Source organism: Hahella sp. NS-SX17 (assembly GCF_057367735.1).
This window is the reverse complement of the sequence record NZ_CM170632.1, coordinates 3,588,043-3,610,511: the sequence shown is the minus strand read 5'-3', so window position 1 is coordinate 3,610,511 and position 22,469 is coordinate 3,588,043. Positions and strand designations below refer to the sequence as shown.

The 22,469-nt window shown below is 53.1% G+C and carries 24 protein-coding genes; 10 read left to right on the top strand and 14 right to left on the bottom strand.

Translation table 11 applies throughout. The features are described 5' to 3' along the window. The first annotated feature begins 44 nt into the window (after window positions 1-44). A complete protein-coding gene (locus AC2IBB_RS16140) occupies window positions 45-917 on the top strand; it encodes a hypothetical protein (protein ID WP_486333858.1) in 873 nt (290 codons plus the stop codon). On the opposite strand, the gene AC2IBB_RS16135 is transcribed toward AC2IBB_RS16140, so the two are convergent. Next, window positions 893-1,513, bottom strand: coding sequence for a TetR/AcrR family transcriptional regulator (locus AC2IBB_RS16135; protein ID WP_486333857.1), 621 nt, complete (start codon window positions 1,511-1,513; stop codon window positions 893-895). The two genes, AC2IBB_RS16140 and AC2IBB_RS16135, sit on opposite strands and share 25 nt — an antisense overlap. A 153-nt stretch (window positions 1,514-1,666) precedes the next feature. On the opposite strand from AC2IBB_RS16135, the gene AC2IBB_RS16130 reads away from it, so the two are divergent. Both AC2IBB_RS16130 and AC2IBB_RS16125 read left to right on the top strand, forming a co-directional pair. After that, window positions 1,667-2,821 carry an MBL fold metallo-hydrolase gene (locus tag AC2IBB_RS16130; RefSeq protein WP_486333856.1) on the top strand — a complete coding sequence of 385 codons (1,155 nt, stop codon included), beginning with the start codon at window positions 1,667-1,669 and terminating at the stop codon, window positions 2,819-2,821. 63 nt (window positions 2,822-2,884) lie between these two features. Next, a complete protein-coding gene (locus tag AC2IBB_RS16125; protein ID WP_486333855.1) occupies window positions 2,885-3,373 on the top strand; it encodes a hypothetical protein in 489 nt (162 codons plus the stop codon). A 113-nt stretch (window positions 3,374-3,486) separates the two neighbouring features. Here AC2IBB_RS16125 and AC2IBB_RS16120 read toward each other — a convergent pair whose 3' ends face one another. Both AC2IBB_RS16120 and AC2IBB_RS16115 read right to left on the bottom strand, forming a co-directional pair. Beyond that, window positions 3,487-3,729 carry a hypothetical protein gene (locus tag AC2IBB_RS16120; protein WP_486333854.1) on the bottom strand — a complete coding sequence of 81 codons (243 nt, stop codon included), beginning with the start codon at window positions 3,727-3,729 and terminating at the stop codon, window positions 3,487-3,489. Between the two features lie 130 nt (window positions 3,730-3,859). Beyond that, window positions 3,860-4,933: a helix-turn-helix transcriptional regulator gene (locus AC2IBB_RS16115; RefSeq protein WP_486333853.1), complete on the bottom strand. Its 1,074-nt coding sequence runs from the start codon at window positions 4,931-4,933 to the stop codon at window positions 3,860-3,862. 314 nt (window positions 4,934-5,247) lie between these two features. Here AC2IBB_RS16115 and AC2IBB_RS16110 point away from each other — a divergent pair, with 314 nt between their 5' ends. The 5 genes from AC2IBB_RS16110 to gntR all read left to right on the top strand — a co-directional run bounded on the left by AC2IBB_RS16110 (window position 5,248) and on the right by gntR (window position 9,846). After that, window positions 5,248-6,264, top strand: coding sequence for a TRAP transporter substrate-binding protein (locus tag AC2IBB_RS16110; RefSeq protein WP_486333852.1), 1,017 nt, complete (start codon window positions 5,248-5,250; stop codon window positions 6,262-6,264). Between the two features lie 85 nt (window positions 6,265-6,349). Beyond that, window positions 6,350-6,934 (top strand): TRAP transporter small permease subunit, encoded by a 585-nt coding sequence (locus AC2IBB_RS16105; protein ID WP_486333851.1) that lies wholly within the window; start codon window positions 6,350-6,352, stop codon window positions 6,932-6,934. Next, on the top strand, window positions 6,927-8,249 hold the full coding sequence (locus tag AC2IBB_RS16100) for a TRAP transporter large permease (RefSeq protein WP_486333850.1): 1,323 nt from the start codon (window positions 6,927-6,929) through the stop codon (window positions 8,247-8,249). Before AC2IBB_RS16105 ends, AC2IBB_RS16100 begins: the two co-directional genes overlap by 8 nt. Then, entirely contained in the window at window positions 8,249-8,854 is a 606-nt protein-coding gene (locus AC2IBB_RS16095) for a gluconokinase (RefSeq protein ID WP_486333849.1), read from the top strand. Before AC2IBB_RS16100 ends, AC2IBB_RS16095 begins: the two co-directional genes overlap by 1 nt. Then, the gene (gene gntR / locus AC2IBB_RS16090) at window positions 8,851-9,846 is read left to right on the top strand and encodes a gluconate operon transcriptional repressor GntR (RefSeq protein WP_486333848.1); all 996 of its coding nucleotides are present in this window, start codon (window positions 8,851-8,853) and stop codon (window positions 9,844-9,846) included. Before AC2IBB_RS16095 ends, gntR begins: the two co-directional genes overlap by 4 nt. Before the next feature lie 46 nt (window positions 9,847-9,892). On the opposite strand, the gene AC2IBB_RS16085 is transcribed toward gntR, so the two are convergent. Then, window positions 9,893-10,684 (bottom strand): transposase, encoded by a 792-nt coding sequence (locus AC2IBB_RS16085; RefSeq protein WP_486333847.1) that lies wholly within the window; start codon window positions 10,682-10,684, stop codon window positions 9,893-9,895. 258 nt (window positions 10,685-10,942) lie between these two features. Here AC2IBB_RS16085 and AC2IBB_RS16080 point away from each other — a divergent pair, with 258 nt between their 5' ends. Together AC2IBB_RS16080 and AC2IBB_RS16075 are read left to right on the top strand one after the other, a co-directional pair. Beyond that, complete coding sequence (locus AC2IBB_RS16080) at window positions 10,943-13,102, top strand: protein-disulfide reductase DsbD family protein (protein WP_486333846.1); 2,160 nt, start codon at window positions 10,943-10,945, stop codon at window positions 13,100-13,102. Further along, a complete protein-coding gene (locus AC2IBB_RS16075) occupies window positions 12,990-13,604 on the top strand; it encodes a redoxin domain-containing protein (protein WP_486333845.1) in 615 nt (204 codons plus the stop codon). Before AC2IBB_RS16080 ends, AC2IBB_RS16075 begins: the two co-directional genes overlap by 113 nt. A gap of 213 nt (window positions 13,605-13,817) precedes the next feature. Here the strand turns inward: AC2IBB_RS16075 and AC2IBB_RS16070 are convergent, their stop codons facing one another. The 10 genes from AC2IBB_RS16070 to AC2IBB_RS16025 form a co-directional block, all read right to left on the bottom strand. Continuing rightward, window positions 13,818-14,123: a hypothetical protein gene (locus tag AC2IBB_RS16070; protein WP_486333844.1), complete on the bottom strand. Its 306-nt coding sequence runs from the start codon at window positions 14,121-14,123 to the stop codon at window positions 13,818-13,820. A 536-nt stretch (window positions 14,124-14,659) separates the two neighbouring features. Beyond that, a complete protein-coding gene (locus tag AC2IBB_RS16065) occupies window positions 14,660-15,364 on the bottom strand; it encodes a hypothetical protein (RefSeq protein WP_486333843.1) in 705 nt (234 codons plus the stop codon). Window positions 15,365-15,578: 214 nt separating this feature from the next. Further along, complete coding sequence (locus AC2IBB_RS16060; RefSeq protein ID WP_486333842.1) at window positions 15,579-16,061, bottom strand: hypothetical protein; 483 nt, start codon at window positions 16,059-16,061, stop codon at window positions 15,579-15,581. 303 nt (window positions 16,062-16,364) lie between these two features. After that, a complete protein-coding gene (locus AC2IBB_RS16055; RefSeq protein WP_486333841.1) occupies window positions 16,365-16,709 on the bottom strand; it encodes a hypothetical protein in 345 nt (114 codons plus the stop codon). Between the two features lie 56 nt (window positions 16,710-16,765). Beyond that, the gene (locus AC2IBB_RS16050; protein WP_486333840.1) at window positions 16,766-17,326 is read right to left on the bottom strand and encodes a hypothetical protein; all 561 of its coding nucleotides are present in this window, start codon (window positions 17,324-17,326) and stop codon (window positions 16,766-16,768) included. A 42-nt stretch (window positions 17,327-17,368) separates the two neighbouring features. After that, on the bottom strand, window positions 17,369-17,686 hold the full coding sequence (locus AC2IBB_RS16045) for a hypothetical protein (RefSeq protein ID WP_486333839.1): 318 nt from the start codon (window positions 17,684-17,686) through the stop codon (window positions 17,369-17,371). Beyond that, window positions 17,683-18,027 carry a hypothetical protein gene (locus AC2IBB_RS16040; RefSeq protein WP_486333838.1) on the bottom strand — a complete coding sequence of 115 codons (345 nt, stop codon included), beginning with the start codon at window positions 18,025-18,027 and terminating at the stop codon, window positions 17,683-17,685. The genes AC2IBB_RS16045 and AC2IBB_RS16040 overlap by 4 nt, the downstream gene beginning before the upstream one ends. Before the next feature lie 209 nt (window positions 18,028-18,236). Then, complete coding sequence (locus tag AC2IBB_RS16035; RefSeq protein WP_486333837.1) at window positions 18,237-18,695, bottom strand: ATPase; 459 nt, start codon at window positions 18,693-18,695, stop codon at window positions 18,237-18,239. A gap of 798 nt (window positions 18,696-19,493) precedes the next feature. After that, window positions 19,494-20,777, bottom strand: a complete 1,284-nt coding sequence (locus AC2IBB_RS16030; RefSeq protein ID WP_486333836.1) for an aerolysin family beta-barrel pore-forming toxin — start codon at window positions 20,775-20,777, stop codon at window positions 19,494-19,496. Window positions 20,778-21,333: 556 nt separating this feature from the next. Then, window positions 21,334-22,416, bottom strand: coding sequence for a methyltransferase (locus tag AC2IBB_RS16025; protein ID WP_486333835.1), 1,083 nt, complete (start codon window positions 22,414-22,416; stop codon window positions 21,334-21,336). Window positions 22,417-22,469: the final 53 nt, after the last annotated feature.

Genomic DNA, 22,469 nt, shown 5'->3' with positions numbered 1-22,469 from the left:
CGGGCGCGTAATTTCCATATGATTTTTCAGATATTGAGCAGCTTATGAGCAAAATAGACACCATCTTAAAGCACAAGCGAGAGTGGCTTTCCGAAAGAGACGATCTGATCGACGAGGAGATAGAAGACGCCGAGGATAACTTCGAGCAAACCTCTCTTGAGTCATTCATAGACCTCTCCGATACCCTCAATGTGATGGCCAACTACTATGGCGCCAGAGGATGCGTCAGCGTCGCCGATGGGCAGCCTCTCGGCTGGGAGGACATTGACGCAGCGGCTAATCATTTCTTTTGGTCTCTGAAGCTCCGTTCAGAGAGCTTTTTCAAAACCCAGTTTCTGAAATCGCTCATAGCCAGTCCGAACTTGACGACCTATACCGGAGACGCCGCCTGCGTACTGGCGTGGTTTATCGCCACGGGCCAGAGCTCCCCGGCCGCAGAGGCTGCTCAGCTGTTAACCCGTATGGCCGCCGACGACGCGATTGACCCGGACTTCTGGCCCCAGCGGACATTTGAGCCTTTCATGCTCTGGCTTCACGGGGTGTATACCCAGGACCACACTCACCAGGCGCCTGCACAGGATAATCTGGGCGTCTACCAACAGGTGATAGAGGGGTGGGACAAGGCGGATGCGCTGGCGACAGCCCTCACACACGTCTGTGACTATCACTTATCTCATATAGACCGCTCGCGACAGGTGGCGATGCCGGAGTTCAGATTCGCTCCTTTTGACATAGTTCCAATCGAAGTCATGGCCATTCAACACGTCAGAACACAGCTTGGCCTGGCGACGCCGGAGATCAAACATGAGCTCATGTCCTTGGCGGATAAAACACCGAGGACAGACTCCAGGCCTGTTGAGCAGGACTTCTTAACCCGGGTCAGAATGGCCTACTACGATTTTTTCGGCGCGACATAACGCCCCAAAAACATATCCACCGCAGCGGCGACGATCTCACGTCGCTCCGCCTGCGTGGGGTTGGGCGCGTGGCCGACGATTTGCGGCCAGAAGGCGAAGGCTTTTATCTGGCTCATGAACTGGGTGGCGGCGAATTCCGGATCAGCCTTGATCAGTCTTTTATCCGCCATAGCGGCCTTTAACCAGCGTTTAATGCCGCCTTCGTTTTCCTGCATTTTTTTCATCGCCTGCCGCGCCAGATCGGGGGACAGCATGTATTCCGCCAGCACCATGCGCGCCATGGCGATATAGCCTTCTGATCCCAGCAGCTCCAGTTCCTGTTCCGCAATGGCGGTGAGTTGTGGCGCCAGGGGGGCGTCGCTTTGGTAAGGATACGCGGTGGCGTCCATCGCCTTGCGCCATACCTCTTCCGTAATTTCGATAAACAAGGCTTCTTTGCTGGTGAAATGGTTGTACACCGTGCGTTTGGACACCTGCGCCCGCTCTGCGACGCGATCCATGCTGGTTCCCTGAAAACCGGACTCCTGAAACTCACTGACCGCCGCCGACAGAATGGCTTCCCGTTTGCGCTCGCTCAGACTCTTTTTCTTTTCCATTGCCTTATCCAGGTCGTGTTGAAGTGAACAATGCCGAGAATTTTACACTCTCCAGTTTACTTTTGAAAATTTGAGAGTAAACTGCTCGGTGTAGTTTACAGGTATCCGTATAGTTTACAGATAATAGTTGAACAGACCGGTTGGATACACATCATGAAAAAACGCCTGTTATTCGGCTTGGTTGTTATCACATTGGGAGCTTTAGCCATGCAAAACGACGACACTCTCGCCACATTGACCGATCTGGGCGCGCCGACATCGCCAGTCGCTTCGTCTAATTTCCATGAGGGCAAGTTCCACAATGCCGTACCAACTCAGGCGAACGCAGGCATGAGTAAAATGCTGAAAAGTTTCCTGCTTGATAAAAGCGCCGCCGCGCGTCCGGATAAGGCGATTCCACTGCAGCCGATGCAATCTGAGCAATTGCTTAGCGAAGAACGTAACGCAGTATACCGCCTGGGCCATTCCACCGTGTTAATTCGCTTCGAAGGCGACTTCTGGCTGACTGATCCGGTATTTTCGGACAGGGCCTCCCCGGTGCAGTGGGCCGGCCCCAAACGTTTCCACCCTGCCCCCATTGAGATGGAGCAACTGCCGCCAATCAAAGGCGTGCTGATTTCACACAATCACTACGATCATTTGGATGCAGGCTCCATCAAGGCGCTAAACTCACGCGTCGAGCATTTCTATACCCCCCTTGGCGTGGGCCGACAGCTAAAGGCCTGGGGCGTCCCTGCGGAAAAAATCACTGAGCTGGACTGGTGGTCGTCAGTGCAGGCTGGGCCTGTGACGTTGGCGGCGACGCCTGCGCAGCACTTTTCCGGTCGCGGTCTGTTCGACGGCAATACGACTCTGTGGGCGTCCTGGGTGATGCTGGGAAGCAAAGAAAGGCTGTTTTTCAGCGGCGACAGCGGCTATTTTCCTGGCTTTAAAGAGATTGGCGATAAATACGGCCCCTTCGATCTGACCATGATCGAAACCGGCGCTTACAATCAGAACTGGCCCGGCGTGCATATGCACCCGGAAGAAAGCATGCAGGCTCATATCGATCTGCGGGGCAAGCAGATGATGCCGATTCACAACAGCACTTTCGACTTAGCGATGCACGCCTGGTATGACCCCCTTGAGCGCATTGCGGAACTTGCGCGGGAGCGTCAGGTGACGTTGCGCACGCCCATGATCGGCGCGCCCCTGGTGCTGGCGGAGCCCGCGCAGCAAACCTACTGGTGGCGGGAATTGATGCCTGCAAATACAGAGCCGACTGAGTACGCGGATAAAGAGCCGTCGGCGCAACCGGAGTTTCTATAAGCGCTCAGCCATTATTAATATGGCGATGATACTGGCATGTTATTAATCAGGTGATTATTTGCAATGACGACCTCGTTACCCGTATGGAACCAAGGCGCTTCCCCAGGAAAAGCCGGCAGCGTTCACTACCTTGTCGCTATCCAATACCCTGCCGGGTTAGTTTACGACGTGGCGCCCTGGGCCTTTGAACCGCCGGATTACTATTTCTGGCGCGGCTTGGAAAGCGCTGCGGCGAAAGTGGTGGGGTATATTGATCTGACCCGCGCCATTGAGTGGGCCACCGGCTTCGAATCTCAGCCGGACATCGACGCCGCCGCCCCTGATAGATTGCCATGGCGCAGCGGCAAGCCGGAGGACAAGACTATCAGCTACGTCGTCTCCCTGCCCTCCCATTACAATCTACTAAGCTGGATGGAAGACGATAGCGACGGCGACGGTGAATGGACGTTCCCCACCCGCGAGGAACATGTCACGGGATATGACCGCTATATCCCCCTCCCGGAGTTTTTGAAGTTTGTGGCGGCGCGCCTCAGTTTCGAAGAGGCGGCTTGAGTCTAGGTTGACAGTATTTGGAAAGCCGCGCTGCTGAATCATATTGGCGGTTAGCGCGGCGTATCATTGAAGGTCATCCGAGATTTATCATTAACTCCCCTGGCTTACCGTCGTCAGGCCCTTTCGCCTTGCCCTTTCTTTCCAGTTTCGTTTTTCTGCGCTTTCAGCTTGTCTGATTCGGACTTTAAATATTGCTTATATTTTTCCACTGCATGCTCCAACGACTGTGATCGGCTTTTGGGCTCCAGTGTGGAGCCTTTAACGCCAGGACACAAAGACATCACGTCCTCCTTCATCGTGACAGAATAGAGCGCCTCTTCGTCAGCCGAATTTGGCCACACTTCCCAGTTGCCCACTGTTAACCCCTCTTGCTGTGTTTTCGATACCGCCATTTGATGTCGTCATGATAAGAGTAGAGTCAATTGGGAATACTGGGAATACCCTGATTGGGGGCGACGCCGCACGAAACCCGCGCGGACCGCCGACTCACGGCATGGTGATGGTCAGCACCAGACGCACCAGCTCCGTCTGTGAGTGCACGCCCATCTTATGCATCGCTCTTTTGACATGGGTTCTGACAGTTTCCGGCGCTTTCGATAGCTCTGTGGCCAACAGTTTGTTGTGGGGCTTTTTAGAGAAGTGCAGCGTGGTTTCCGCTTCCGCCCGGGTCAATCCATAGCAATCCATCAGTTTCTTTAAATGGATCACGCAGCGATGACAGTCGTAGACCGCAATCACCACCCCGTTCGGCGGCAACTCCCAGGGCAACAGCCCCTTTAGCTGCGATGTGGGGGCCACGGCTATTTCATAGGCGTACTGTAAATCCTGAGCCGGGTATGTCAGGCACGCGCCGTAACGGGCGGACATCTCAATCATTTCCGCCAACCCCGGCTCATAGATATGAACCTTCTTGTTCTCTATTTTTATTTGCTTCTTAACGAACAGAAACACCAGATCCGAATCCATATCCACTAGATTCAATTTGTCATCCACGATGACGTACCCAAGCAACCCTCCCAGGCTGCCCGTCGCATTGAGCAGCGAACGCGCAAAGTTCTTACGGCGTTCATTGTTCAGAATTTCCTGCACCGTCAAACGAATGGAATGCGTTGAGCGGACCAGCATTTCCTTGTCGTTGTCTGAGAAGTAGCCGTCCCGGCACAAATAAAGGTTGGTCACATAATTATTACTACGGGGGAAAGCGAACGCGGCGCGCCCTTTGTAGCCGTTGGGCGCCATGAAGTCAGCTTCTACTTCCCGGCTGATCTCCGCTTCAGGGAGATCCTGCACAAATACCAAGTCTCGCTGGCGCGTCGAGATCGTCTCATTAGTCTTGTCTATCTGGTCATAGTAACTTTCGTAGGTGTTCTGATGCTCTTTGGGGACGTTGTAGATATAGTCGCTATGCGAATCACCCAGGTTATTCAGATCCGTGATCAGAAACACTGCGCTGTCACAACTGGCGATTTCTGTGAGCAGCCTCAAGAAAGACTGGAAGAGCGAGTCTGAGTTGGGGGATTGCGCTATCAAGCTCAATATTGTCTTGTAGTAACTTTCCATCGCCGACTTTCCCTAATCATTTTCCCTATATTCTCAGCCCCTGCTATAACTCTGAATTAGCGTATAAAACTTCGTTCTTTAAGTACTTTAACTTTAGCATATTGATCATTATTCACCCTGATTTTGATGAAAAAGGGGAAGTTTTTACTACCTTTAAGCTGATAGTTAATAGTTATTAAATCAATAAAGTTACCGGTAACAAATTTATTAGAATGTTACCGGTAACACGCCTAGCATGAATTGCGTTAACCCTGAAGCCGCCTGCAACTCGCGGCGGCGATACTCCGTTAAAAAATAAGAATTGGAGCGATCATATGAAGTTATCGACCTCTCTCGCAGCGGGCGCTTTGGCGGCTGCTCTGTCCTTCGGAACCGCAAGCGCTGCGGATTTCAAACTCAAATTTCAGTCTTCAGACCCGTCCGGGGTGAAGAATTTCAAAGTGCAGCAGGAGTGGGCCGAGCGCGTTGAGCGCATGAGCGGCGGCCGTTTGCATATCGAGTTGCTGCCCGTCGGCAGTGTGGTGAGCCATACCGAAACCCTGGACGCTATGGGTATGGGCGTGCTGGACGGCCACATATCCGTCACCGGCTATTTTTCCGGTAAAGACCCCGCATTCGGCTTGATCGGCAATACCGTAGGCGCTTGGTCGTCGCCGGATCAGTTGATCACCTACATCAACTACGGCGGCGGCTACGAGCTCATGAACGAGCTGTACCAGCCCTATGGCGTCAAGTTTGTGGGCGGCGGCGCTACTGGCCTGGAGGCGTTCGTGTCCAAGAAGCCGTTAAATGGCGTGGCGGACTTAAAAGGCCTGAAATTACGGGCGCCGGAAGGGCTGGTGCAGTCGGTGTTCGCCGCCGCAGGGGCGGCTCCGGTCAATCTGCCCGGCTCGGAAGTTTTCACCGCTTTGAGCAAAGGCGTGATCGACGCGGCGGATTACACCGTGTTCTCCACCAATCAGGAGGCGGGCATGAATGACATCGCGCCGCATCCGGTGTACCCAGGCTTCCATTCCCTGCCCTTGCTGGAAATCGCCATGGGTATGAAACAGTGGGACAAGCTGCCGGCGGACATTCAGGAGATTCTCACCACTTCCGCCCGGGATTTCGCCCACGACATCAGCACGCAGCTCAGAATGGCGGATATCGAAGCCGTCAAAACCGCCCGCGCCAATCCCAAGATCACTATTCACGACTGGCCGGCGGAAGAGCGTATGAAGTTTCGCGAGATCGCCCGTGGCCAATGGGAGGAGTTCGCCAAGCAATCTCCCAACGCCAAGAAGGTCTATGAGTCCGTGACCACCTATCTGAAGCAACAAGGGCTGCTGTAGTTTACAGGCGCCATATTTCTTACTGTCCTTATGGGCGGGCGCAGGCGTCACTGCCCCGCGTCGCCCTGTTTCAGGAGCCTTTGATATGTCCGATCTGATGCAAGAGCTGGAGGAGGCGAAAACGCCCGCTCCCGGCAATCCGCTCGACCGCTGCATTAACTGGCTGGGCCGCAAACTCAGTCTGCTGTTTATCCTGGTCGTAGTGATTTCCTTCTATGAAGTGGCCATGCGTTACGTGTTCGATTCGCCCACTATCTGGGTGCATGAAACCGCCACCTTTATCGGCGCCGCGCTGTTCGTGATTGGCGGTCTCTATGCTTTCGCCAATGATCAACATGTGCGGGTAGTGGTGATATACGACGCCGTCGGCCCTAAAGTCCGCGCCTGGCTGAAGCTGCTGCATCACCTGTTGGGACTGAGCTTCTGCGGCATGATGATTTACGGCTCCTGGTTCATGGCGCAAAAGGCCTGGTTCGCGCCCTGGGGCGACCTGCGTCTGGAGTCATCCGGCTCGGCCTGGAATCCGCAGTTTCCCGCGTACCTGAAGGGCCTGATATTCGCTGCATTCTGTGTATTGGCGGCGCAGATGATCCTGCACCTGATCCGCGATATCAGACGACTGTTAGCCAATAACAATCCGTCCGCCAAGGAGTCGTCCGAGGATGTTTGAGTTATCTTCTATCGGCATCGCCTATGGCAGTCTGTTGATGCTGGTGATGTTGATCATTCTGCTGCTCACCGGCATGCAACTGGCGTTCGCCACCGGGCTGGTGGCGCTGACTTTTGCTTTAGGCTGGTTCGGTCCTCAGGCGCTGCCCCTGGTGAGCAGCCGTATGTACAGTTTTGTCGGCAGTTATGTCTTTCTGGCGGTGCCCATGTTTGTATTGATGGCCGCCCTGCTCGATCACTCCGGCATCGCCCGCGACCTGTTCGACGCTATGAACCGATTGGGCCGCAAGGTCCGCGGCGGCGTTGCGGTGCAGACGCTGGTGGTGGCGGTCATTCTCGCTTCCATGTCCGGCGTCATCGGCGGTGAGACAGTCTTACTGGGCCTGCTGGCGCTGCCGCAAATGCTGCGTTTACGCTATCACCGTCGCCTGGCCATCGGCGTCACCTGCGCTGGCGGCGCGCTGGGCACCATGTTGCCCCCCAGTATCGTGCTGATCATTTATGGGCTGACCGCCAATGTCTCAATCGGCGACCTGTTCAAAGGCGCCTTTGCGCCAGCGTTGATCCTGGCGGCGCTGTATATCCTCTATGTGCTCTCCGCCGCCAAGTTACGCCCCGAATGGGCGCCCTTGCCATCCGATCACGCCGACGAGGAGTCGCAGACAACCCAGCCGAACTGGATCAAGGCGCTGATGTTTCCGATCCTCACCGTCGCAGTGGTGCTGGGCAGTATCTACACTGGCGTAGCGTCCATCACCGAAGCGTCCGCGCTGGGCGTAGTCGGCATCGCCCTCAGCGCGCTGATTCGCGACGAATTGAACGCCACCATGCTGAAGCAGAGCTGCGTCACTACCTTGCGTAGCTGCGGCATGATCATCTGGATCGGCATCGGCGCCACCGCTCTGGTGGGCGTCTACAACCTGATGGGCGGTATCGATTTTGTGCGGGAGAGCATCCTGTCTTTCAGCGACAGCGACGGCCTCACCACCATCTTATTGATGATGGCCATTCTGCTGGTGCTGGGCATGTTTCTCGACTGGGTAGGCGTGGCTTTACTGACCATGCCGATCTTCGTGCCCATCGTGGTGGAGCTGGGCTATAACCCGATCTGGTTTGGCGTGGTGTTCTGTATGAACATGCAGGTGTCGTTCCTGTCGCCGCCGTTCGGACCCGCCGCGTTCTACCTCAAGTCTGTAGCGCCCAAGGACATCTCCCTGGGTGAGATATTTATCTCCCTGCTGCCCTTTATCGGGTTGCAATTAATCGCTCTGGCGCTGCTGATCGCTTTCCCGCAACTCGCGTTATGGTGGGCGTAATGGACAGGAAGCCACGCACCATGGGACCCCACATAGAAAACCGCGAAGCCCGCTTAGAAAAGAGAGAAAACGGATTGAAAATAGTCGTAATGGGCGTGTCCGGTTGCGGTAAAAGCCGCATCGGCGCCGCCCTGGCGCAACGCCTGGATTTGCCCTTCTTCGACGCGGACGACTTTCACAGCGCCGCCAACGTAGAAAAAATGGCCCGTGGCGCGCCCCTCACTGACGATGATCGGGCGCAATGGCTGACGGATCTGTCGGCGCTGATACAACGTGAACCAAATCTGGTGTTGGCCTGCTCCGCTTTAAAAGCAGAGTATCGAAGTCTGCTGCGCGCAGGCGCCGCCGGATTGCAGTATGTTTATTTACAAGGAGATTTTGATACGATCCTGCAACGCCTGAGCCAGCGCCGCGGTCATTATTTCAAGGGGCCGGATATGCTGTTGAGTCAGTTCGCCGCATTGGAGGAACCGCCCGTTGATGAAGCCATCGTCATAGATATTCGCCAGTCAGCGGAGGAAGTCCTGACGGCGTGCCTACGGGCGCTTGATTATTTGGGCTCGCCTCGCAGCCAGCCCGCACCAGACGCAAAGGGAACCCTGTGAAAAAAAGAAGACCAACGCTACAGGACATCGCCGATCAGGTCGGCGCCACCAAAATGACGGTAAGCCGCTGCCTGCGACAGCCGGAAATGGTATCTGAGCCCCTGCGGCACAGAATTCAGACCGCCGTGCGGGAATTGGGCTACATCCCCAACCGGGCGCCGGATATTTTGTCCAAGTCCCGCAGTCACGCCATTGGCGTGTTGATTCCGTCTTTGACCAATCAGGTGTTTTCCGATGTGATCCGGGGGATTGAGCAGGTCACGGAAAGCCGCGGTTATCATTTGATGTTCACGCATTACGGCTACAGTCCGGAATTGGAGGAGCAGAACCTCGCCAATTTGCTTGCTTATAACGTCGATGGATTGATCATGTCCGAAAGCCGGCATACGGAGCGCGCTCTGCAGATGATCAGAACGGCGGGAACGCCGAGCGTGGAGATTATGGACACGCGCAGTCCCGCGCTGGATCAGGCCATTGGCTTCGATAACGTCCAGGCCGCTTACGATATGACCCGCACCTTGATTCAACGGGGATACCGTCGCACCGCCTATCTCTCGGTGCGACTCGACACCCGCACGCTTCAGCGTCAGGAAGGCTATCAACAGGCCATGCGCGACGCGGGGTTGGAGCCGCGCACCATGCAATATGCGGCGCGTTCGTCTTTCAGCGTGGGGGCGCATTTGATGACGCGCATTCTGGATGAAATGCCGGAAACCGACGCCATCTTCTGCACCAATGACGACGTCGCCATCGGCGCCTATTTCGAATGCCTGCGGCGCGGCATCAAAGTCCCCCAGGAAATGGCCATCGCCGGCTTCCACGGCCACGACGTCGGACAGGTGATGACGCCCCAACTGGCCAGCGTGCTCACCCCCCGCCACGAAATGGGCGCCCTCGCCGCCGAAGCCCTGCTAGCCCGCCTAGACGGCCAAACAGACTTCGAATCCGTGATGGATTTGGGGTATGTGATCTCTCCGGGAGGGACGATTTGAGGGGCGAGAAGCGCCCCTCCAACTGCGCTCACCTTTTGCTTTTAGTTCAATTTTGCGCAGAACATTGTTCTTCCGGATAAATATTAGCCAAGTCTGTCGTTATATACAGTCCGCTGAGTTGAGCGTCTTCGATTGCTTTCTTTACGTAGTCCTGACAGTACAACGACTGATACCCGTTAAGTTTCGTTCTGAATACTGACCACTCCTCCAGACGAGCCTCGTGAAACGAAAGATGGCTGAAATAGCCCCAGTCGTTCTTTGTGCAGTGCTCTGTATCAACTGCATCTACATCATCTGCAACCCGCATAGGTATGAAAATGTATCCCTCGCCTAGCTCGTAGGTAGCGGGAAGAAATTCCCCGTCTTGCCCGATCACTGGGCTAAGCACACCGTATGCCTTGGCGCTGAGAAAAAGTCTTCCCTGCATAACGGCGACATCCGGAATGTCGCAACTTTTCTGCTCTTTCCCTTCTCTTGGAAAGGACATTCTAAGCGGGGTTTCAATTACTCCTTTGAAAGAGATTGGCGCCACCCGGATATCAATTCGATACTTAATGTTCTCGTGTGTTGTCTCGCCTAGAATCTCAATGATTTGCGATGAGTCAAACGCGGGGCGCAAATACTTATTCGTGTCGTGGATTAAGGTATATAACACTTTCATCGTCCTGTTCTTGGCATTATGTTTGGCGGAACATTTCCACTTTCCAACATAACGCGCACCATTACGAAGGGCCTGGATGAGCTCATCTATGTGGGAAAAGGTATACCCTTGGTCAAGTACAAGCTTGGCGGCTTCTTGCTTGAACTCCGGTGAAAAGGAGCGTCGCTTTCTGGTCATTGAACACCTCTCTATATGGTGGCGATCGTACCACCTAAATCGGTGTCCGAGATAATTAGACCACTACAGATCGTAAATAGGTCATCGGGATTAATAAAACACACGGTTGACTTGAAAGAGGAATGTTTGATCCTTAACAAAGTTAAAGCCTTATCACCATAACCAACCCTCCATTAACAATCCGTTAGGTCTCCTCCCTCGTATAAAAATTATCCTAAAATAGGCAGACTACTCTCACGGATACGTCAGGTCGGCGCCATGGTTGTGTTGACGGTGGTTCCCAGGCAGTGGCATTTCTTACTTCGAATTTGCGGAGCCCTGTTACTTTGGGTGATGGCGGGCTTTGCCTCGGCTGCCGACAGCGCCACCGGCGAGCACATTCGAGTGCAGTTGGTCAGTGAATGGGACGGTGTGGCGCCGGGGCGGACCCATTGGGTCGGGGTGATTCTTGAGCCGGACCCGCACTGGCATACCTATTGGCGCAATCCGGGCGATTCCGGGGAGCCGCCCACCCTCGCCTGGACCCTGCCGCCAACCATTCAGGCCGGCGATATTCAGTGGCCGCTTCCTGAAGAAATTCCAGTCGCCCATCTCACCAACTACGGATATTCCGGCGCGCACTTGCTGATGGTTCCGCTACAAGTTGGCGAGCTGTCGCAGTCCAACGCAGATATTTCCGTAGATATCTCCTGGCTGGTTTGCCTGGAAGACTGCATCCCCGGTTGGGCGACCTTGTCCATGAACCTGCCTGTCGACGCCGAGCCGTCGCCCAGCGAGCATCATCCGCTGTTTGAGCAAACCCGGCTGAACTTACCGGCGCAGGAAGTCATTTCCGCACGCTATGAAATCGCCGGTTCTCACTTGGCGCTCGCCTTCACAGCGCCCCAGACGGGCTCCTGGCGGGCGTTGCCTTTGGAGGGCAATGTTGTTGTACACGGCGCGCCGCAACAGGCGGTTAGGGATAGCGAAGTCACCCGTCTGCTGATACCGCGTTCCGAATACCTTTCATCGAAGGGGCAGCCGATTGAGTTTCTGCTCACCAATGGCGAACAAGGCTACTACCTGCGTAGCGAAGCCAATATCGGCGCAAGCGTAAAAGAGACATCTCAAGGCGGAGTTGAAGGCCTGTCTCTCTGGCTGTTGATGCTTATGGCGTTCGCTGGCGGCCTGATTCTAAACCTGATGCCCTGCGTGCTGCCCGTGCTTTCAATCAAAGCGCTGGGGTTGCGTCAAGGACATCACACGCTTATGCACAAACTAGCTTACGGGCTTGGCGTATGGGTTAGCTTCATGGCATTCGCCGCGATGATTGTGGCGCTCAAGTCCGCTGGATCAGAGGTGGGCTGGGGATTTCATATGCAGAATCCGATGGTCATCGGTTTGCTGTCCTTCCTGTTTCTATTTATCGCACTGAACCTGATGGATCTGGCCCCGGTTGGCGGACGGCTGGCGGGCATAGGTCAGTCGCTGACCCAGGGCGACAGCGCCCACAGTCAGTTTTTCACCGGCGTGCTCGCAGTGTTGGTCGCCAGCCCCTGTACGGCGCCGTTTATGGCCGCTGCGATTGGCGTCGCCCTGGTCAGCGACGCCCTGACGGTATTCATTATTTTCACGGCGTTGGCGTTGGGATTCGCGCTGCCCTTATCGTTGATCTATTTCATTCCAGCACTGCAGCGACGCCTGCCCAAACCCGGCCCCTGGATGAATACGTTCCGGCAATTTCTGGCGTTTCCCATGCTGGCCACTGTGTTGTGGCTGGCGTGGATATACCAGCAACAGACCAACGCCTATGCGCACTTATGGTTAATGATTGCGCTACTGGGTCTGGGGTTCTGGGCCTGGAGTCGCCAGCATCTGGCCAGGACTTCCTCCTGGCTGGTTGCAGTGGCGGCTCTCGCTGTCATGTTTCAACCCTTGAGACTGGCGCAGACATCGCAGGACGCGAGCCCGTCCCAGGCCGCACAGGCGTTCAGCGAACAGAAGCTGGCGTCCCTGCGCGCCCGGGGCGCCGTAGTGGTGGTGAATATGACCGCAGACTGGTGCATCACCTGCAAAGTGAACGAACAAGTGGCGTTTTCCTCCGGCCAAGTGCAGACCCTGCTGGAGTCGGAAAACGTCCACTATCTGGTGGGAGACTGGACCAACAGGAATGATGAGATCTTCGGCTACCTGCAACGCTATGGTCGCGCCGGCGTACCGCTGTATGTGGTGTACGCGGGCATGGCCGACGGACAGGTGCTGCCGCAGCTTCTCACGCCGGAGTTGTTGATCCGTGGCATTGAACAGGCAAAAGAGGAGATCCGTTATGAAAGTCAGGCAGTTGTTACAGACACTCTCGGCGTTGACGCTGGCGGCCAGTGTATGGACGCAGGCAGCGCCGAAAATAGACGATCAGGCGCCCGGTTTCAGCGCTGTTGACAGCAACGGCGAAGTCGTCAACCTGAGTGATTACAAAGGCAAGTACGTGGTGTTGGAGTGGACCAACCACGAATGCCCTTACGTCGGCAAACACTACGGCAGCGGTAACATGCAAGGCCTGCAAAGCAAATACCGGGCTGAGGATGTAGTCTGGCTGTCCATCATTTCCTCCGCGCCGGGAACCCAGGGCTACGTGAAAGCCGATGAAGCCAACGCGCTCACCGCCAGCCGCAACGCTGCGCCCAGTCATGTGGTGCTGGACCCGGAAGGCGCCGTCGGCAAGATGTACGACGCCAAAACCACGCCGCACATGTATATCATCGATCCGGAAGGCGTACTGCGCTACGCCGGCGCCATCGACAGCATCCGCTCCGCCAACAAAGCGGACATCGCCAAAGCGGTAAACTATCTCGACAAAGGCATGCAATCCCTGTTCGAAGGCCTGCCCGTAGATCCCAAAGCCACCCCACCCTACGGCTGTACGGTGAAGTATAAGAGTTGAAAGCGGGTAATGAGTGGGAGTGGAAGCTGAATGATGGTGGAAAAGGCTGAGAAATCGGCCTTTTCATTCTTTGACTCTTATGGGGGTAGGTTTATGGTCTTCCCTTTGTATCCAGTGCGTACGCCTTAAACCATTTACCCACAGAGTTTTGAGCAATCTCACCACTTGTAGACGCCGAGGGTCGTGATATAAATGGCTCCAGCCCAATCGGTTTTACGAGGCCTTCCGCGACCTTAACCATTCATTCCATAGATCAAAAAAAATCCTGAAAGCAAAATATTCATTTGGCTCTTGAAACGTTACTGCTCTTCTCCACGACACATTGGCGCTAATAGAGAGTTTTTCACAGACCCACTTATTGAATCCATAATATATATCTGTATCAGTTGGATCATTATTATTAACCTGCGAAGCAAGCATAAATCCTCTAAGATAATAATCCAGCTCGGTAGCAGATTGGCTTTCTACATACATCCCCGGCCTTTTCTCAATCATTTTCACAAGCTCAAATATGTTCACAAATGCGCCTCTACTCAGAGTCTAAACAGTCGCTCTTCTCACCATATACTTCTTCTATCCGTCATAAATAAGTATCATATTTTATATTATTTCATCGCTTGGGAAAAACGCTCTTTCTGATTAAAATTCGGCGGATTAAGTACCATATTTCACGCACGACAGGGTGTTTTCGAACTAAAAACACATGAGACGAATGGAGGCCAAACTTCAATAAACATCCTCTTCATGAAATGAATACTTCTCTGGATTATTCCTTATATGTTCAAAATTCCTTATAAAGTCAAGCAATTCCTGTTTGCCCATAGTCTTTGTATATGTGGCAGACGTCATAATTTCAACACAGTACCTCTTCCCTATCAGTGTCAACGTTGTTCTGCTTCTGTCTTCTTCCACATAAATAAATATGAAATCCCTACCCTCAGACATTAAATCGTCTATAAGGCAATAGATTTCATCTAAACCTTTAGTTAAATGGGAGTTTCGTGACGACCTATATTTCTGGGCCGACTCAATGGAGTAGTAAACGCAGTACATTATTATACACTCCCCCACGTATATTCACCTTTGCCTTCAAAAGTTATGACCAGCGCCCCGTAATCAACCTTAAAGCGTTCAATACTAGTGACTTCAACAGATCCATCTTTTCCAGCAAGTTCCGCTAGAACCATCACCTTCTCACGAATTTCGGGCCAGTCAACCGTCGGGTTAAAGTTATTCTCAACCACCTCGTGAATATCCGGTTGAGTGATTTTAATAACGTCAGCATCATTAATATTGGCGTCGATTCTATCTGACAGAAAAACACTATCCTTTACGTCAATAAGGTAGCCGCTTATCCATCGTCTTTCTTCTTTTTCAAAGACTAAGCGGCGTAACGTCTCAGACACATCAGTCTCAGGATTTTTCTCGCGGCCATCAAAGTAGAGATCATAGCTAATCCACTTTGTTTTCAGCATCATGTGTCTTATGTCAGATAACGTCGCTTTTCCATCGCATTTCAAGAGGGTTCCGCTGACTTCACAAAAATCGACATACTCCCATTCACCGCCGGTTCTGGGCTCAATGTATTCAGACAGAACGTCATATACCTTAGCTGACTCCAATGTAATGCAGTCATCTACCGCACTCTCCTCCGCACCACACAGCAACATTAACGTTTTGTTCGCGAACAAAACGCCGGATACCCTTAATGCTCGGCCAGAATAGTCATCCAAGTTGCTCAACACATTATTAACGTTCATAACGTCTTAATTTCCCCTTCTGCGGCATAAGATCCTCGGCAACAGCCTACTGTCAACGGCTTTGAATGTCAGCACAAGTTATTTGGAGTCTTTGGAAGGTGATTGCTTGCAGGTAACTGGCGGTAAAACTATTTCGGCTCATAAACAAGAAACCGCCCACACACTGCTATGAGCGTGGGCGGCAGGCTTAGGCTTATCTGTACAACCGCCCTGATCAATCCATCACGATCAAAGACATGTCATCAATACTGACGCTCTCCCCTGCGCCGTAGCCGATCAGCTGGGCCTGCACCCGCACCCGGTACCAGCCTACGGTGGAGGCGTAGTAGGTTCCGTGGGTTTCATTGCTGGACCAGTTGCCGAGTACGCCATTGCCTTTGCCGGTGCAAAAGGCGTTATCGCTGTTGGAAGGCGCAATGACTGTCACTACGCCGGTGGGGCTGGTGACTTCGATATTGATGTCGTACCAGGTCAAATTATCGTTGGATTGCACTGCGCATTCGCCGTTGAAAAAGATCGCCCGCGTGCCGGTAGTGCTGGCGTAAAAGGACAGGTTAACCGGCAGATAGTGCGCTGCGCCGTTGGCGGTGACCACATGACTCAGGTAAGTGGTGGAGCCTTCCACATCAGCGTAGCTGGCGGACGATGCAACGCTGATCGCCGCGCCCATGGCGAGAGAAATGAGTGCTGTTTTCATAAAGAACCCCTATATCCATGGAGGTCGATATTATTCGGCGAGTGCGCAGAAATGAGTCGTCATGCCGTCCCGCCGCGTTCCATCTCACAGAGCCGACGCCGCGCCTGCTAACGCAAATTCCAACCTGCGTGGCTGTGGTCTCATTCAGGATGTGTTATGAGTGTATGGAGGGGCGGTTTGGCTGGCAGTTAAATACTGGGAGGCGATTTTGTGACTTTTTATCTGTTTTTTTGGAGGAAAGTTTTGCGCGCCATGGAGCCACTGTATTGACGCGCACAGAGAGAGAAGCATAACGCGGTCAGATTACACCACCGCCGCCAGCACGCCGCCAAAGGCTTCCTTCAGCACTTTCATAATGGTGTTCAGCGCTTTTTGGACAGTGATCAGGGTAAGTTGGGTGATAGCGACCAGCACTGACTCACAGGAGGCCTTTTGCATTTTGACCAGTATCTTACCGGTCTTTGGCGAATAGCCCTGGCTCTTGTCAATCTGATACAGCGCCACGTTCTGCGCCACATCCGCCAATTGTAGGGACATCTTTTTGAATTCCGCGGGAGCGTAGGATTTCACGGCCAGCCAGCCTTCTTTGAATGAAGCTTCCGCCGCCTGGATGATTTTTTCGTAGATATCGTTCGCATTGATCTCCATGGCTGTCTCCTTTTCTTTCAAGAGTTAGCTCATCTCAGGGTTAGTTCTTCCGAGGATTAGTTCTTCTTCGCGTTTTCGACGACGGATACCGCGTTAATGGACTGATTGGCGATAGCCAGCGCTGTTTTCGAAGTAGCGGGTCTCAAGCAGGAAAGGTTTTTGGGGCCGCATTTATCGCCGTCGCGATGAATTTCTTCAATAAAATGCAGTTGGTCTTTCACCAGCGACAACAGCTTTTCATTACAGCCGTCCGCATTGCCGTCTGCCTCCATACCGCTCTGGGCGATTTCTGTGGGGATCTTCTCATTCATCATGGTGGTCACCCGCTTGTAGAGCTTTTTCTCCAGCTTGCAGGCTTTACCTTCCGATGCCGCGGAGGCGCGGGCGATCATGGCGTCCAGCTTGGACTCCAGGGCGTTATAGGCGGGCCTGTTCTTCTCATAGGTTCCTTCCGGCGTGCCCGCCAGATCCGCCATGTTCTTCACATGCGTATTCAACTGTTCGGAAAACTCCATGCTTCCTCTGTCGATAACTTCGTCATAATCGCTGACCAGTGAAAGCCCTGAACAAGCGCTTAAAAGCAGCGCAAAAATGACCATAGCCAATGCCTTATTCATTGTTGTCTCCTTTTCTCCGGGTCTGCAGAATCTGCGTGCGTCTTAGGCAGGTTGCAGGTTGGCCTTGAAGCGTTCACAGACCGCTTCGTTCATGAACACCCCATGCTCAATGATCACGCCGATGGTGATCAGGTAGGCCGAGATGCTTTCCGCATCGGTGATAGCCTGCCCCAAAGTAACCAGCAAGGGCGCTATGACCGCGACGCTCAGAGGAATCGCCACCAGAAACTGGTGCTTCATGATGAGACTTTGCGGTGACGGGAAAACTGTTTTGCGGATGTAGACGCCAAGAAAATAGGCGGCGAAAGGTATGACGCCAAGTAAGACGCTTTGAGTGATAAAAGGCGTGAGTTCATTCATTGCCGTTCCTCCATCAAGATAGATTCGCCGCCTTCCTTACCGATGTACACCCAACCGCTTTTCCCTCTCGCGGCGCCCTGTTCGGCCTGCTCGACGTTGATCCAGTACTGGGTACCCATTAGCGTGTTGACCTTTTTGACTTCTTTCACGACGACGCTGTCGTCTTTGGCGACGGAGCCTTTTTTATCTCCGAGGATGTACAGAAAGGTGCTGGGCGGCGAATCACGTAAATTGGCGGGTGCGGATAATGAATAAGCGCGGTGTGGCTCTACCTTGGACGGTTCCGTCGCCGCTGCGACGGAGGAGACAGCCAACGCTAAAAGCAGACCTGTATATCGCATAGTTCCTTCACTCCTTGTCCGATGTTTTGAGGCAAGCGGCGAAAGTTCAAGGAAATCGATGTACAGCCTTTATCATTGACTTCTTTTTATTCAGTCTACGGTGCTGGCGACAGACCTGTCACGGGGGACATTAGGGCTAAACTAACGCTTACCCCATAGTTGAGGAAGGAAAAGGGCGAGACACACTCGCCCTCGCGCGGTTTATGGGGTCACATCTCGTCAATGCGGCAGCCGTTTTGCGACATCAGCATGGCTTCATGTTCTTCCAGCTTCATCAGGTTTTCCAATAGCTCCTGAGTAGAAGGCGTCGGCGCTTTGGCGTGAAGGTAACGGTAGAGTTCGACAATATGCCGGTGTTTCTCCATAACGGTTTCTATAATCTGCTCGGCGCTCAGCGTCTCGTAATGAATATTGCCGTCCGCCAAGGGATGAGTGGGATGCATCTCCAGATATTCGTAACACCAGGTATTGAGCGCCTTCAACTCCCCCGTGTGTTCAAAGTCATTGATCACTTCAGAAAGCAGCTTTTCGTGTCTGGCCAGATAATCCAGCAGTAACCGCGCCGCTTCGTTCTCATGGAGCCCTGCGGACTTGGATAGGGATTGAGAGAGTCTTTGGTGATATTCCTTCGTCCAGTGCAGAACGTTTCTTAATGTCTCAGCTTGCATTCAGAGCTCCTATCAGACTATTTCGCTTAACTTACTAATCTAATACCCAATAACGAAATCTCAATGTTTCAGGTCAGAAATTTATTCATATCGCCCCTTCATTGGCGCGCCAGACCGGCGACATATCCACCCAGACTCCGTTCGCCCTGAGCCTGTCGAAGGGCCAGTGATATTGCCGTGTCTGGGGGCCGTCTTAACTTGTTGGGAAAGGCCTTTATTGTGGGTTATTGGAAGTGGCGCTCTGGGAGGCCCTTCGACGGGCTCAGGGCGAACGGGTGGTGGTGGGGCGTTGCTTTATGGGGAAGCGTTAATTGAGAGTTGGCTTAGCGTTGGCGTTTCTGCTTGAGAACGACGGCGGTTTGAACGCAAACCCAGCGACATATCCACCCAGACTCTGTTCGCCCTGAGCCTGTCGAAGGGCCAGTGATATTGCCGTGTCAGGGGCCGTCTTAACTTGTTGGGAAAGGCCTTTATTGTGGGTTATTGGATGGGGCGCTCTGGGAGGCCCTTCGACGGGCTCAGGGCGAGCGGGTGGTGGGGCCTTGCTTTATGGGGAAGCGTTAATTGAGAGTTGGCTTAGCGTTGGCGTTTCTGCTTGAGAACGACGGCAGTTTGAACGCAAACCCGGCGACACATCCACCCAGACTCCGTTCGCCCTGAGCTTGTCGAAGGGCCTGTGGTATTGCCGGGACAGGGGCCCGTCTTAACATGTTGGGAAAGGCCTTTATGTGGGTGTTGGAGGTGGTGAGGAAACCGGAGGGGGATTTCCCTCTCCGGCTGGGAACGGGTGTTCCGCGGTTACATGGACTTCAGGCCTTCGTCGAGGGTGAAGGTGAGATTGGTGACCGTGTCATCGTAGCTGTAATCGTCCACGCGCACGATTTCCATTTCCAGATTGCCGCCCAGGCTGCGTTTGGTGCGAGCGGACTGCTGCGCCATCTGCATCTCGTCGCCATCCAGAGTGATCGGCGCACTGGCGTCGATATTGAACTGACTGCCGTCAACCGTGGTGAACTTACCAGTCAGCGGCGCAATAAACCGGCGTTTGCTGATATTGCCCACCGCCCACTTCACGCTGTCAGCGCCATATTCGTTCAGCATCCAGTTCCAGTCCCACTGACCATAGTTTTGGATGCTGCGATGCGCGTACTGATCCAGAATGTCCTCTGCGCCGTTCAGGTTGTTGCGGCCGCCAAAGGTGTAGTTTTCCCAGGGGCGGTCAGTAGGATGGTCGTTTCTGGCGTTGCCGCCCCAGCGCAGGAAGTTCTCCATCGCCACGTTATAGCCCAGCACCATTTCCGATTCATAAGGAATATCGGCTTTCTGCTTGAACACCGTGAGGGTGATGATGCGCTTGGAGTTGGCCGGCATCAATGCGCGATACTGTGCGGATTGCGTAACGGTTTCACTGTTGCCGTTAGATTCGCTCCAGCCCTGATTGGCGGTAAAGCCGGCGGTAATTTCAGTACTTCCCCCAAATATCTTAAGATCAAATTTATACGTATTTTTGATGCTTATTGTTTCAGAGAAAGAATAATCTTCCTGCTTCGACCAACTTTTCGTTTCGTCATATTGTAAAGTGGCGACGGCGGTATCTTCCGTATCGCCACGGTTATATACCACCGCAGTAATGGTCTTTAACGGCTCGCGGTCATAAACCTGGGGATCGCCCAATTTAAGTGAGCCGGGGTTGGTATAAAACTTAAGTCCGGATAACGACATTTTTAAGCGTTTATCCGCCCAGTATCCTTCTGAATAAGGATCACTGCTATTATAATTCGCCTGTAACGTATATTGTTGGTCGCCGTTGCGGGTAATACTGAAATCTTCACCTACATTCTGGGAAGCGGTTCCGCCGCACCAGCCGTAGCCCAGGTAGTGCGCCAGATAAGTCAGGGGGACATAAAAGTCCGGGTCGCGAACTATAGTATCCTTCAGGGCGGCGATATCCTGGGCTGCGTATACTTTATCCTGATACTTCGGTATATCGTCATTCGCCAGAGCGGTTGAGACGGGCGCTAGCAGTGAAATGACGCTGGCTGCGAGCGCTGATGGAACAAAAGATTTCGACAGGTAATGCATGATTAGGTCCTTATATTATTTATCGTCCTTTTATTCATTGAGAGAACGATCCACCAAAATACTTCTACATATCTATCATTAGGCCTATCCAATTACTTAGTTGATTAATACATATGGTTTATTTCAGCTATCAATACATCAAAATGAATAAACGCGAATTCAGTTAATCAATCAAAAAATAGTCAGAAAATTAGCCTTTAGTCTAACACCTGTTGACATGCAGAAAACCTAATTAAGCCACATCTAATTCACCAATAAGATAACTATTACAACTCAAAATATTTAACTTATTGAATATTCATAAGAATTAATTAATCGTCGTTTAATAAAACTTGTCCAAATAGACAGATTAGGTTCATCAGGCGCCCCCATAAAACAAACATTAAAATTTAAATTATCAATCAAGCAGGGCTGCCTGCATCCCTTTGAAAAGCATTTCATAACAATATATAACTTATTTCAATATGTAACACGATCACAAATTGATCATTTATTAATCCATACAATAAAAACGAAAAAGACCGCGTCAATGATTAAATGATTAAATTTCACTTTTTCAGGCCCTCAGTTCCTTGCGGGCCACCATGACCTGAACCGGCGCCAGAGCGAAATGGCGGAGCCCGGCGGATTGAGGGGCGGCGAAGCCCGCCTGAACCAACAACTCCCCTACTTCCCCCTGCCTCGGCACGAAACAGCCCCGCAGCAGCATGGGCAGATAGAAAGGCAGCAGCGCTACATTGCGATCGGGATCGTTGGAGCGCTCGCCGTGAGCGCAGATAAACACGCCTCCCGGCGCCAGTGCGTCTTTCACTCTCTTTAGAAAGGCGGCCCGGTCATGAATGAAATGCAGTACGGATGAACACCAGATCAGCGCGTAGCCGTCACCAAACCCGTCTGTTTCCAGGTCCCCCTCCAGCACCTCAATCCTATCCGCCATCCCTGCGGCGCCGATAGAATCTCTGGCGACCGCCGCTGTCATGGGGCCTTCGAACAGATAAGCCTTCATATCGGGAAAAGCCCGTGCGAGCGTTTGCGTCATCATCCCTGGGCCTCCCCCCAGATCGATGAGACGTCCTTTATTTGGGAGCCCAGGAATTTGCGTCAGCAACTCCGCCAGGGCCGGCGCACTGACACAGGTTTGTTCACGAGCGATTTGCGCTTGCGCCGCTGCCGCCCATCCGGCGTCAGTGGCGTGGGAGGCGTTCTTCGGCGTCTCTTCTGCGCTCATCAAGTCTCGCGTCATCGCGTCGGCGGCGGTTTTCAGCACGTCAAAGCGAAATTCCCAAGCGGAGGCGAGGCTGTCTTCAAGGTCTGAAGCGAAGTACTGACGCGCCACTCCCGTCAGACTGTACTCGTAGCGCTCTCCATGCGCCCCGCCGCAGCGATGCAGTAATCCCATGCTCCACAACATTTCCAACAATAGCGCCAGTTTCTCCGGACGTGCGGCGATTTTCCCAGCCAATTCAGACACCGTAGCGGGATGCTGCAGCAATCGGAACACATTCATTTCGATAGCGAGTTTCAGCGACTGTCCCTGCACCGGCGTCGCCGCAATATTCCAGTACGCCTGCATGGGATGGGAGGGATTGAACGTCATGATGCTCATGTCTCCTGATAGATAGTTCGTAGATGTAGACATACCGTATCAGTAAATGATAACTATTATTATTTAAACACCTGTGCGATCGGGAG